General features: G+C 55.1%; 6 protein-coding genes. 2 read left to right on the top strand and 4 right to left on the bottom strand.

Annotation, left to right across the window (positions count from 1 at the left end; translation table 11 throughout):
• Window positions 1-692 precede the first annotated feature (692 nt).
• A complete protein-coding gene (locus J2D73_RS11800; RefSeq protein WP_207881762.1) occupies window positions 693-950 on the bottom strand; it encodes a hypothetical protein in 258 nt (85 codons plus the stop codon).
• Between the two features lie 225 nt (window positions 951-1,175).
• Here J2D73_RS11800 and J2D73_RS11795 point away from each other — a divergent pair, with 225 nt between their 5' ends.
• Window positions 1,176-1,352, top strand: coding sequence for a hypothetical protein (locus J2D73_RS11795; protein ID WP_207881748.1), 177 nt, complete (start codon window positions 1,176-1,178; stop codon window positions 1,350-1,352).
• Window positions 1,353-2,225: 873 nt separating this feature from the next.
• Here the strand turns inward: J2D73_RS11795 and J2D73_RS11790 are convergent.
• The 3 genes from J2D73_RS11790 to J2D73_RS11780 form a co-directional block, all read right to left on the bottom strand.
• Entirely contained in the window at window positions 2,226-2,846 is a 621-nt protein-coding gene (locus J2D73_RS11790; protein ID WP_207881747.1) for a hypothetical protein, read from the bottom strand.
• A gap of 316 nt (window positions 2,847-3,162) precedes the next feature.
• Window positions 3,163-5,190 carry a penicillin-binding protein 1C gene (pbpC, locus tag J2D73_RS11785; protein ID WP_207881746.1) on the bottom strand — a complete coding sequence of 676 codons (2,028 nt, stop codon included), beginning with the start codon at window positions 5,188-5,190 and terminating at the stop codon, window positions 3,163-3,165.
• Complete coding sequence (locus tag J2D73_RS11780) at window positions 5,187-10,169, bottom strand: alpha-2-macroglobulin family protein (protein ID WP_207881745.1); 4,983 nt, start codon at window positions 10,167-10,169, stop codon at window positions 5,187-5,189. Before J2D73_RS11780 ends, pbpC begins: the two co-directional genes overlap by 4 nt.
• A gap of 835 nt (window positions 10,170-11,004) precedes the next feature.
• Between J2D73_RS11780 and J2D73_RS11775 the strand changes: the two genes are divergently transcribed.
• On the top strand, window positions 11,005-12,459 hold the full coding sequence (locus J2D73_RS11775; protein ID WP_207881744.1) for a Hint domain-containing protein: 1,455 nt from the start codon (window positions 11,005-11,007) through the stop codon (window positions 12,457-12,459).
• The last annotated feature ends 916 nt before the right edge of the window (window positions 12,460-13,375 follow it).

The following is a 13,375-nucleotide window of genomic DNA, read 5'->3' as shown; positions in this document are numbered from 1 at the left end:
CATTGATCATCGCGTAAACCGTAGCGCCGCATCTGTTTCTCTCCCCCAAAACCGGGAAAACAGTCAGAACAGAGCAACAGAAAGTACAACCCTCACACAATACTCTCAGCGATTTACTGACGATACGCCGTAGTATTTCAACAATATAAAAAATATGATAACTCGATATATAAAATCAATTTTCGAATATGCCGTAAATTGTAACGTGGGGGATCGCATCGACCTTTCCGTATCTGGCGATTGCGCTCGGCACACATTCTTTATGGTAGAGGATAAAGCTTGCGGCGAAGTGGTTTGTCGACGTGACTGTATGGTGCCGCTCCTGTACAGAGGCCAGTTGCAAGACGGGGTTGATTTTTTGCTCATCTTCGGTGGATTGCGGGTGGCGATGCTACGTTCGACGAGCGCCTGTCTGGTCTGGTTGCTGTCGTAACTCCGGTCGCCAATGACCACTTCTGTCTCGTCGGGAAGGCTGCCAGCGGTATATCAGCCCCCCCCTTAAAGTCACTGACCGTTTGGAGGTGGCTAGATGCCGACGGGGGGGCGAATTGACCCTCGACGTCACACACGGCATGCTGACTGGTGTTCAGTCCCCCATTTGTGCACCCAATATGACGGGGAAAAGCCCTTATTGAGCGAAGAAGCTGCTTGCGATGAGCCTTGAGGCGTATTGCGTCAATCCTCGGGCACCTCTAGCGGTCAGCCTGTTCTGTCAGCGCTGTAAATATCCGGTCGAAAACACCTGGGAAGCTCCAGAGGAAAAGCCGTTGCATAAAATCTTGTGTGAGCCTCATCCTTTCCGGGCGTCTCTGCTGAAAATCGTCAGGGACCATATAACCGATCCCGTTCAAAACCCGTCTGTCGTCCACTCGTGACAGGCCATGTGCCAGAGGAAAATACGGCTTGATCAGATCCATCTGGCGTTCAGACAGCAAAAACAAATCACTCACAGGCCGTCCCGCCATCGGTAAGCCTGTGAGCCACAACACACAGCTCAGCTCAGCTCAATGAATTAACAGATCCTGAGCGTAGACTTGTTTGCCGAGAGAAAAATCGTCACGCGTATGCTATGAAGGCGACACTGTAAATAACAGTTTACTTATATGCCAATTCAACACAGAACGATATTATTTCAGAATATATTAATAGAGCAACAATATATAGCATGGCGCGCGATGCCTAACGATCTGTCACCGTGGACTGCGGTTTATCACCAATCCCGGCGCTGGATGGACGGAGGATGTTTCGAGGCTGTTGTCCACGATCTTCGGGCCGTGCCGCTTCTGGCTGAAAGAGAGCAAGCCGAGCCGAAAGCGGCGAATCGACAGCCGGACACTGCGTTCGACCGCTGAGAGTGGTTTGCGCGTTGGGTATGATGGTGCGAAAAGATGGCAGTCGGTGCTCTGGAGCATCTTTTGGCCCTGCACGTCATCCCGGCAAACAGGATGGCCAGGCAGAAGCCGGTCCGCTCGCGCAAGCCATTCAGCAGGCAACAGACGGTAGCGTGGAACTACCATGGGCTAATCAGGGCTACACCGGCTCAAAACCAGTGAAAGCGGCGAAAGAATAGGATGTAATTCTAGAATTTTCCAGTATAAATAACGAACAATGTGTTTTTCTTTGCAATGCGTATTCGTGCCGGGATATCTATCAAACGCTCCGATTCAGCTACAAGTTGAGTGGCAACGAATGGCAACAGGGCCCTACTCTTTAAATTCTGGAAATACGGATAGATTTTAGATCGCAGACGAGTGACCCATCCGCGGAGAGGCAAGTTTCCGTATCCTTTATATCGTGGCCTATATTGAAACGTATTTTAATACTTCCGTCTAATCTTTTAATGTCATTCATATCGAAAGTGCGGGATGTTAGCTCGCTACGTCCGCAATCTGCTGTGATCTTCAGAATTCCTGCACCCTTAAAACTGTGAGTATCGATGGTTAGTTCGACCTCATATAAACCTGACGTTAACCGAATGTAAGGGCCGTATAAAACGTTTTCCGATGCGAAGCATTCAATATAAAAAGACATATCTTTGCGTTTTACAGCAGTTTCAGAAATTTGAATTTCCTCATTTTTACTACAGTAATAATTATCGTGGTTTATTTTTGATACGGTATCTCTATTCAACTTAAGATTCATTTCCCTATTGTTTGTACTGAAAGATATACACTCGAATAAATCGTCCCACTCTTTGTCGTTTCCTCGCCATTCATTCGCTCCGTTCAGGAAGTGAGCCGAGCAAATATCGATCTCGTCAATAACGTTATGTTTACTCCCAACAAAAACATAGATATTCTCTCCTTGAGGGTATGCTTTAGAAATGGAGTGACAGACAGAAACGATATCCTCACGAGTAAACTGCCAGTCAATCGATCCATTGAGATATCTATCCCATGAACGCGGCTCCAGATCCGCGTTTCCAAAAATAAAAACCCGTTTTTTTTGTGTTTTAATGCTCTCATTTTTTCAAGTAGGTACGAGTATTTTGACCTTACATGCAAAATAATTTCATCAATACTTCTAACTACTCCAGTTTCTCGCGATAATCTTTCTGGTTCGTCATGAACAAACCATGTTCCCGTTTCAGGAATGTACGGAGCCTGAGATGAATGATTCTCTATTAAAATATCATATGATGAGATATTTTCTTCCAAAAAAACATATTTTTCAAAAAATTTTGATATACCTTGGGGATTTTGGTATATAAAACGAAAAAAAGAAGAAGTTTCAATCAAACTGCAACCGAATTTCTTCTCGAATCTATTTTTTAGACGAGCAATCTGATACCCGTTTATGCAAGAAACTCCTACAGGAACCACTGCAATTTCATCCGATATAAGCATGAATACCTACTGGAAAGTTATTACGCATTCATCATTAGACTGAATTCTTTACCCCGATGCTAATAGTCCAACAGTCAGCGTTGCGCCAGCCCCACGAGCCAATACACACCGCTTATTCGTTCCGGTGTCTAACAAAACCCTTGATTCCTAATAAACTTATTTTCATAATAATTTTATTTAATCTTTTCAGAAAATAAACACATTGTTCGAAGGCGCTCTAATGACCCTATGGATGTTGCCCAAGCGGAAATATGATGCGCGCATATTCAGGGATGCTCTACAGAAAAATCGTGGCCTAGTCTATCGCTGCCTCTGCTTATCGAACCCTGACTGTGGCCGCCGCTCCTCGTCCTTGAGCATCGACCACCGCAACATGCGCAAATCCCGGCCCGTCCGGTAACCATGAAGGCGTAACGCCAGATTCCACCGACAAAGTGCGACCGTTGATGATCCAGCGATAGGGTTGCGCCCCACCGGATGCTTCCAATCCGATCGGCGTCGCTGAACCATCGTCCGCAAAGCTCTCCACAACAGCGCCATCTGGTGGTGACACTATATGCGGTCCCTGCCGTTCCGGTAAAATCTCAAGAGATGGCGATAATTCACCCAAAGCTGGCAAGGGCGCGCCCATTTCTGTTGGCTCGATTGGCAAGGTATTCATGATCTGCACCATTAACGGAGCCGCAAGGCGAAGGCCTGTGATACCGGGGCTTGGAGCGCCGTCAGGCCTGCCGCCCCAAACGACCACGGTCCACCCGCCACACACGCCCGCAGCCCACGCATCGCGCTGCCCATATGACGTGCCAGTTTTGAACGCGAGGTCCCGATCCCGGGCATTGGCTAACCCGACAGGCATTGGCGCGCCGCGGAGAATGGACAAAATCTGCCGCGCCGCGCCGGTACTGAATAAGCGCGTGGGCTGGGATTTGGGCGCAGGCCATGAAATGGTGGGAGGAGAACTCAGACCCCCGCGAGCGAGCGCATTATACAGTTGCCCCAAATCGAGCATGCGCACGCCCGCGCCGCCGAGCGCTATGGCGAGACTGGGCGACGTTCCTCCGGGCAATCTTAAATCGACGCCGTTGTCATGCAGCGTCGCCGCAAAGTAGCGTGCGCCAATCAGGTCAAGCGCCCGTACCGCAGGAAGGTTGTAGGATTGCTGCAACGCCTTGCGGACTGTGATCGCTCCGTGGAAGACGCGATCGTAATTACGAGGCGTATAGTTCGAAAATCGTTCCGCGTTGTCGTGGACGATTGTGTCGGGAGTCAGAAGTCCCTGCTGAAACGCCAGACCATAAATGAACGGTTTCATTGTGGATCCGGGTGAACGCCACGCTGTAACCATATCTGCATCGCAGCCCGGGCACTCGTTGCCCGCATTGCCGACCCATGCCATGACGCTTCCATCACGACGGAGCACGAGGGCCGCCCATCCTCCGCGACGCGGCGGCGATACAGCGCGGAGGATACGTTGCACGGTCTCCTGCCGGGCGCGGTCAAGGCTCGTTCGCAAAACCCCACGGACACCGCCTCGCCACTCATGCGCGAGCAGGGAAGGGGAGTCATGCGGGATACGGGCAGCCTCAAGCCGCAGAGCCAGGACGCTTGGTGGGGCTGCGTTCACATTGGCGAGAACCCTGGCGGTCGCTCGTAACGCCGCGTCAGGATGCCGATCGGGACGCAGAGCTGTCGGACGGCGGGGCAGGGCTACGAGCAGAGCGGATTCAGCCAGACTGAGACGCTCCGGCTCATGCCCAAACCAGCGAAGGGAACCCGCACGCACGCCTTCAATAGAGCCTCCTTCGGGCGCGAGCGTCAGATATAAATCGAGTACGCCCGCATGACCGTAACGCCATTCGAGCTGGATCGCGCGGAAGGCGTCTTCAATTTTACCACGCCACGTATGGCGATGAGGCGTGAGCAGGCGCGCAGTTTGCATCGCCAGCGTCGATCCTCCGGACACGATATGGCCGCGCAAGGCAAGTTGCCACGCTGCACGCATGACAGAAAACGGGTCTACCCCAGGATGCCACCAAAAGCGTCGGTCTTCGGTTTTCAACAGCAGGGTGAGATATGCCGGATCGACGTCGACGCTTCGTGTCGTCAGTCTCCAGCTTCCATCTGCGCTGACACGTGCGTCAAGGTTTAAGCCGTTGCAGTCCCTGAGAATCAGGGCTTGCTGTTTCGCGCGCGACAGATCGGGCGGAAAGAAATAGTCCGCCGCCACGGCAAGCGTGCAAAGCGCGACGAACCCGGCGGCTGGAAAAAACAGGCCACGCCGTGATTTACTGAATCGCGCAAGCGTCGTGAACGCAACACGTCGGCCTCGCTGAACGAACGTCATCGCGTCGCTATATCGGTCGTCCCGGCGGCTGAGCGTGCGGTTAACGTCGGACGATAGCGGTCTTGCACGATCGTTTCCGGACGCAGGAAATGACCCGGCGTCACAGCCCTCACAATGTAAGCCAGTCGGAATTCCGACGCCTTCAGCGCACCCTCTTTGTTGGCGTTCGCCATTCTGTCTCCATGCAGATCGAATGCGGCGATAAAGCGATCATCCTGCAGCGAGACGGAACGCGTTACGCTTGTTTCGCCAAGAAACGAAAAACCACCGTTATCTTTGCTCTCGTCGCTGTCATCGTCATTTGACGCACCTTTTGCGAGGCCCTCGATCTCCCATCCCGCTGGCAACATGTCCGCGATGACACAGTGATGAAGGTCGTGATCGTCCGCGGCGCCCTCTATAACGACCAGAAATCGGTCGTTCTGTCGCAGGTGAGCGATATCAACCGGCTCCCCGCTCATCGTCCGCGAGGTGACAGTGAGCGTAAAGCCTTGCATTAAAGGTTTTGTCACCTCCTTGGGTGAACCCGTCGTCGTAACCGCCAACCAGAGCGGGGTCGAACCCGAGTTGGTGACTTTATAGCCCTGCAGCTCCGACGAGTTCGGCGTGAATGCGAGCGGCAACTGCAAAGGCGTCGGCTGGACCTGCCCGTTCACGGTTATGCTCCTGCCGGCGACGTCGCGGTTCATGGCGGCGGCGGTTTCCAGAAGGCCTGTCTTGGTCTGATCAGGTAGTTCGGCGGGGCTTAACGTCAGATCGGCAAATCGATCGGCGAGTTTCTGGGCAAGACCACCGTTACCGCTCTCCGCAGCAAGCGGGGTCAGGCCCGCCAGATCTCGAACGTAGGCCCAGTACGTCCAGTCGAACAATCCTGGGCGGCCGACGCGCGGCGGCCCCAATGCGTCTACAGCCATTCCGAAAACGTCGTCACTCGACTTACGCTGGCTGGACAAGGCAAGTCCGCCCGCAAGGTGACCTAACGCCAACGCATCGGCCTGCGTGGCCTCAGCCGCATCGCCCCCGCCCCAGAAAAGTCTTCGCGCGCCATGTCCTCCCACCGTGTCGACGTTGTCGTACAAGGCGCGCAGCGCGGGAGCGTCAAGGCGTCCTGCTCGCGCTAGAACGTAAAGCGCATAAGCTCGCGTATCGGGCGTAACGGAGTTGTCCCGTGCATTTTCACCATCTTCGGAGGCACGCCCCTGCGCCTGCTCCGTATCGAGCCAGTCCAGTGCATGCCTGAGCGCGTCGTCGGGCACAGCGTATCCTGCGACTTTCGCACGGGTTAGGAAATCGACCAGATAAATCTGCGTCCATGGCAAGGTTCCGCCGTCGTTCAAACGCCAGTCGCCGATCCGTCCACCTGCGTCCTCACGGTCCAGAAGCGTGGCGACAGCGTCGCGTATGCGTTTGTCCGGGCCGCCAGCTATGGTTTCCAGACCGAGCTGCTTGTGCCCCCTGAAGAGCAGCAGCGGTCGGGCCGCCGACGCCAGACTTTCCGAATCCCCCCACGCAAAACCTTCCAGAGATTGCAAGAGTCCGATCGTATCTACGCCACCGATACCCGAATAGCTCACTGTCACCGAAGCTCCGGGCTCGAAGGCGGCGAGCGCCGCAGGATCGACGGTATAGCTCTCGCCCGGCGCCTGCTTGCGCAGCATCGACTGCGTCAGGGGAAGGTGGCCCGAGCGGACCTGCATGTCCCAGTTACGGGTAAGCAGTACTTTTCCACCCACGTCGCGCAAGGTCGCCGTCATATGACCAACACCCGACGCGGTAGCAGTCAGAGTGGTCGAAAATCCCTGCCGCGCGCCTTGCGCAAGATCGGCCGAAAACTCGTGCGGCCCTGTGGCGACAACAGGCCCATCGGCCTTGATACTCACGGAATAACGCCCGGGCGCGCCATCCGTGTTCACAAGTGAAACCAGACTGACTGCAGCGTCGCCTGGCGCGAGGAACCGGGGTAACGTCAGATCGGCGAAAACGGGATCCCGGACGACGGTTTCCGCTTCTCCACCGCCGACGGCGTCGTCACGCCATGCCGTCGCCATAAGGCCCAGCGCGCCCTCAAAATCAGGCACGTCCAGAGTGACCGAAGCACGGCCGTTGGCGTCCGGCGTGACCTCCCCGGAGAACAAGGAGACGACCCGGGTTGAGGTCACGCCTAACCCCGTTGGGCCTCCGCCCTCATCGCCGCCTTCATGAATTGCGCCGACAGAACCCGTTGGCGACAGCAGTTGCGCGTAGGTGTCGGTGACGTCGACGGCCAGCTCCCTTCTCCCGTAGAGCGCCTTGAATACGTCGGGTTGCGTCCAGGCGGTCAGACCAAGAATTCCCTTGTCCACAGCAGAAAGCGTCAGATGAATCGGTCCAACGGCGCCACCATGAACCGTGACGGGCACAGTCAGCTTGCCTTGAGGTCGAATCACGCTCGGAGCGTCCAGCGTCACCGCCAACTTGTGCGCCGACTGATCCAGACCAACGTAGGTCAACCCCACGGCGCGCGTCGGCTCATGGGATCGTGCAGGAGCATTAAGCGGACGGTAGAGCGTCGCGAGGACATAGGCGCCCCCCGGCCAGTCGGCGCTAGCCTTTACAGGCACATCGACGCCGCCTTTTGGAACATCAACGTCGCGGACGCTTTCGATACGGTCGGTCGCCACGACAATCTGGGCCTTGCCGGCGAAAGGTGCGTCAATATGGACGGATGTAGCGCCCGTTTCGGGAAGGATCTTGTCCTTTGCGGTTACGACAAGGCGGTCGGGGGCGGTCGGTTTGTCATCTCCCGCGGACCACCACCCGACATAGAACTCGCGCGACGACGCCGCTCCGGTAGCCGGATCCGTGACGACCAGACGATATCGTGCCGGGGGCAGGGACTCCGACAGCGCGGCGTGACCATCTGCGCCGGTATCCGTGGCGCCATGCTGAACCGGTTCATCAAGAACATGTTCACGGAAACTCCAGCGTCCATCATCGTGAATCCAGTCATAAACTATATTCTCACGCACGACGCTCCAGGCCAGCCCCTTCACCGCGACAGGCTTGTTGTCAGGCCCGAAGGTTACGATTTCGGCCGGAACAGTTTGGGTGTCGCCATCGCCACCGCTGTCATGGGTCTTGACGCCGATGAGCGGCCGCGTACGCGCGAGAGGTAGCGTGAGCGTCTGGCCGACACTGCGACCGGCGGGATCTTGCATCGCTGCGTTGATCTCGACCTTAAGGGGCATGGTCAGTCCGGAGGGCACGTCCGGATGAACGGAAATCGTTGCATGCCCCTGCGGATCAGCATCCGGAACCGTCAGTTTTTGCTCGTCGCCTTGTACTTTTTGCGTGTTCAGCCCGAAGCTATAGTCGGACAAACCCTCAATCGGAGCATCATCCGCCACAATTTTCACTGTGCCGTCGCCATGTAGCCCTGCAGCGGGCGTCCCATATAGATACCGGCCGTCAAGCTTGACGTTCATCGGACCATCAACAGGGAATGTTTTTGAATCCGCAGATACAGTGACCGCCAGCGTCTGCGGCACAAAGTCCTGAACGTCGAAACTGGCAGAGCCAATCGGTGCGGAGGTTGGGTCTGCATATGCCTTGAGCGTCCATGATCCCAACGGCGCGCTGTCGGTCAATGCCTCGGTCGTCACAAATCCGCCGCCCGAACGCGCAGGCAGCGTGGCGCGGCGCGCTTCCACGCCGTCAGGGCGCGTCAACACAAGGATCAATGGTTGTGACGACAGGGCGTTGCCTCTGTGATCGCGCAGCAACGCGGTCACGTTAACCGTTTCTCCCGGGCGATAGATCCCTCTATCCGTAACCAGTTCAGCCTGTTGTTCACCGGGCATGGGCTGCCCATCGGCGCCACGATCGGAGAGATCGAACCAGGACTGGTTAACGCGAATCATCGCGAAGTCGCCGTCCGGCCCGTTGGCGGCGACTGACGTCGGCGTCTCCGCGCGCGCTCCACGCATCAGACCCGGCGCAAAAATTGCCTGACCCGTTTTATCGGTCCTCACGACGCCAAGCTCATCGCCGCCCTGGGCGGTCAGTGTAACAGTTACGCCGGAAAGCGGCGTCGCCGTAGCGAGTGAGCGCGCAAAGACATGTAGTCCGTCCTGCCCTCGTATGGCCGAGAGGCCAAGATCTGAAACATTGATCCAATGCGCCGCAAGCGAACCGTCATTCGCGCCCATCCCATCTTGTGACGCGTCGGGCGCGAGAAGACTACGCGAGGAAGGCGTCGCCGCATTCTCCGCAGTCACAAGGTAAAGCCCAGGCTTCTGCCCCTGGATAAGCCCGGCAAGCGGGAAAGCAGTGGTGACCGTTGCGTTGCGGCTATTGTCGACGTCCAGCACGCCCGACCAAATTTTGGTCAACTGGGAGTCTCGCAGACGCGTGAACTCCCACGAATTCATCGCACTTGTTGAGAGATCGACGCGGGGATAATCGTCGCTGCCGTTAGTCAGACGCAGGGACGACGCCTGCGACATGCGCCAGACCGCGACGCGCACATGATCCATGTTGACTGTCTGGACATCAACACCAGCCGCGGTCTTGCGTGGCAGAACATAGCCCCCACCGCCCAGCGCAAGTTGCGGCGTGCGGTCGCCCGTCGAAACTGTAACATGGACAGGCGCGGCGAGCCGTCCGCCGTCGGCGTCATGGACACCGCTGGACAATGCAATTTGGTAACGCGCGCCCCACGCGAGACCGCCAATACAAAGATCGTGGTCGTCAACCCGGACGTCGGGACGCAGGCTGGGCGTCAGCGTCAGATGGTCCGCATACTGTGGCGTTGCTGTGCTATCGAGAGGACGATCAAATTTCAGGCACACCTCAGGGCGAGCGCCGCCAGTGCTTAATGTCAGGCGCTGGAAATTCAGCACTGGCTTCACTGATTCCGCCTGAACGTTAGGCGCATCCGCGTAAAGCGGCGTCACGTAATAAATAGACGCAAGAGCAAAAAGGGCGAGGCGCTTGTCCATGTCTTAGGCGGTTCCCGTAGTGGGGGAGCGCGAATTCGACGACGCCCTCCAGTAAATATCGTGCAGGCAGAGTGCTATTATTTGAAAATAAAATCAATGACTGGATAGAATTATTGTGTAGCTGTAGATACGACGAGGCTTGGTCGACGCGGTTCCGGCAGCGTATTAAATAGCCAGCTTCATGGATATATGATTGAGGCGTCTTGTTTCGTCGATAGCGGCATGAGGGCAGGGCACGTTTACATTTTCACGTAGACTATCAATGCCTGCAGCACGAAAAATCGGTTAGCATCGAACGTCGCCTAGAATTTTTTACAATACTTTTGCGCCCAGGACGGTTTTGGCCGACTAAGGGCTCTCCGCAGAAGCACGCTTCTTATGGTACCTCACAGGCTACCAAGTCGCTCCGCCAGCAGGTAAGACGCAAAAGAGACAGTTTTCGCGCACGAACAGATTGGCCGTCCCAATCTGCATGAAGATGGCGCGGTGCTGCGGGGACGGAAAGGTAGGTAGCGCGGCTCACGCCGCCCATCCGTAAGCCGTGGCAGGTCTGAGATGAACACTCGGCGGGGCAGGGGGGGATTATCTTCTTGAAACGCATTGCACGCTGGTGTGATGCGCTGAAGGGGCATGGTCCGCGCCAGACGCTCTACGGTCGCTAAAAACGGCTATCTTCTGCGCGTGAGGACCACAAGACACCGCCCCTGAGTTGAGTTTGCAGATGACGGTGTCGCAACCGCCTATCAGATTGCGTCAAAATAATTTTCTTAATTCTCAAATTTCACCTAGAAATCTCTGACAGCGCACTGGCTGCAAAAGTGAGGACCTGGGTGAAATGGCGGACACGATACCTACTTCTGGCACTTATACCCTCAGCGTGGCCAAAATTGCCTCGGGCACATTCGGAACAGCCTTATCGCCAAGCGACGTGGTCACGACAGATGTCACATTTAATAATGGCGTTCTCACATACGTGGATTCAACAGGTAGCACCGTAACTTTAACTATAAATTATTCGTGGGGCGCAGATGGGGAAGAAGTTATCGTAGTTTCCGGCTCTGGTGGTGGGAATTACTATTACGCAATTTCGGACCCTTCCGTGGATTTATCCGATTACACCTATACTAATAATACGGGTTACGCCGCCAGCCAGTATAGTAAAATGAATTGGATCCTTACATCTTCCAGCGATTCTAACAACAAGGTCACACTGACGACAGATTCCAATCTAAACGCAAACGGCGATTGGACAGTATGCTTTCTCGCAGGAACCTTGATTCGTACCGCAAATGGCGATCTTCCTGTCGAGCAAATTTCTGTAGGCGACGAGGTGTTTGCCTACGAAGCGGGTGACGCTGTTAAACGCAAAGTAGTCTGGGTAGGGCGGGCTGAGACTAACGTAAAGCCATGGCTCCCTGATGATATGGCCGGCTATCCAATAAGAGTGCTTAGAGACGCTCTAGCGGAGGGAGTGCCCTATAAGGATATGTTAATAACGCCCGAGCATAGTTTATTTTTTGGTGATTTCTTCATACCCGTTCGCATGTTGGTCAACGGGCGTTCTATTATCTATGACAAGACTATCACCAGTTACGATTATTATCACGTTGAAACTGAACTTCATTCGGTCATCATGGCCGATGGTATTCTTACGGAAAGCTATCTGGACACTGGAAACAGAAAGAACTTTCGATGCGAAAACAACGTAAGCAAAGTAAACTTCACAAACAAAACTTGGACGCAGGACTCAGCAGCCCCATTGGTTAATGACAGGCTAACCGTAGAGTCTATTTTTCGATCCATTGAATCGAGGGCGGTGCAAGCTAATATTCGTGATGTCAGCGTAGTGAATCAGCTGATTAACGATGCGGATTTACAGATTGTGACACAAACGGGCGTCAATATTCGAAATATCGAGGAAAAAGACGGCTGGATATCCTACGTAATTCCCCCCGCAGTCGATTCAGTAAACTTGGTGACCCGCGCCTCTCGTCCGTCCGACGTTACTGGCCCTTTTGTCGATGACCGCAGGTATCTGGGCGTACTAGTCGGCGATATTACGTTGACAGAAGCAGGGAAAACTCAGGAAATCCGATCGCACCTGAACGAAGACACCGTCGCCGGATGGCATGCATTGGAATCTCCCGATTTTCGCTGGACCGACGGTAATGCGACGTTGCCCCTACCCAAGAGAGGATCAGGGAACGCCACACTCTCACTAAAAATTCTGGCTGGCGGTCCATATCTTGCCTCCGACCGGATTGAACCACGACCTGCGTTAAAGGCATAAAGCGCTCTACCCACAACCTGCCCATCGATGTTGCTACACGATGCGCATTGCAGCTCGACCAGCCCGAGGCGATGCTATGACAACGGCTAACCTCGGGCGTGATCTCAAGCCGGTCGCCCCAAGCCTTAACAGGGAGGAGCGCGATCAATCGTCGACATATTCAAGCGGTACGGCGCGATGTTCGCGGGATGGCATGATGGGTCGACGACATCATTATTCTTTGAGCGACCAGGCGGGGTCCTGAGGGTGGTAACGCGCTTGGCCAAAAAAAAGAGAGATACCAGGACAAGGAGATACAGGTTCCGCTGTCCGCGTCCAACGAAGAACTCGGTCTGGCCATTTGTGAGGCGCTCTCGCGGTGCGAGGTTCCGGGATGGCAGAAAATCAACTGACCGAAGTCAGAGTGACTACGAACATAACGCCTGTCTCTGCCAGGGACGATAGGGTTTTAAACAAGCGATGAACCTACGATCTGGGGTTTGAGCGTGTGCTCCTCCGGCTCCATTCGGTTTTGTGCCTATATTAGGCGCCTGTTCTGCTGCACATTCTTTGAGGACAATCAGCGAGCGAACTCGGGATTGTAGGCTTTTCATTCGAAACCGTACCTTCCACTTACCCATCAAAGTGACCAATCAGCGAGCTTCGAGAGATCGCCCCTCCGATTGGTTGAGCCGTGCAGATCCGGCCCATAAACATAGCCAGCTGATCATCGCATCCATCATCGCCGACGCCGGCAGCGTCATCTGGCTGCACTGCTACTCCGAGCCACAACGTGTACACGGCCGCCGCGTCCTCAGGGCCCTGGCTGCGGCGCCTCTTCAAAACGGATCTTTGAACGACCGGCACTACGTCCTCATAACTGTCGCGAATAATGTCGTCGGCCCGGCGCCCCTGCACCATGGTTTTCCTCGTCATT

It is taken from the genome of Acetobacter sacchari (assembly GCF_017377715.1).
In the GTDB taxonomy this organism is placed as follows: domain Bacteria; phylum Pseudomonadota; class Alphaproteobacteria; order Acetobacterales; family Acetobacteraceae; genus Acetobacter; species Acetobacter sacchari.
Note: the sequence above shows the minus strand (reverse complement) of the source record. Positions and strands in the feature narration are given on the sequence as shown.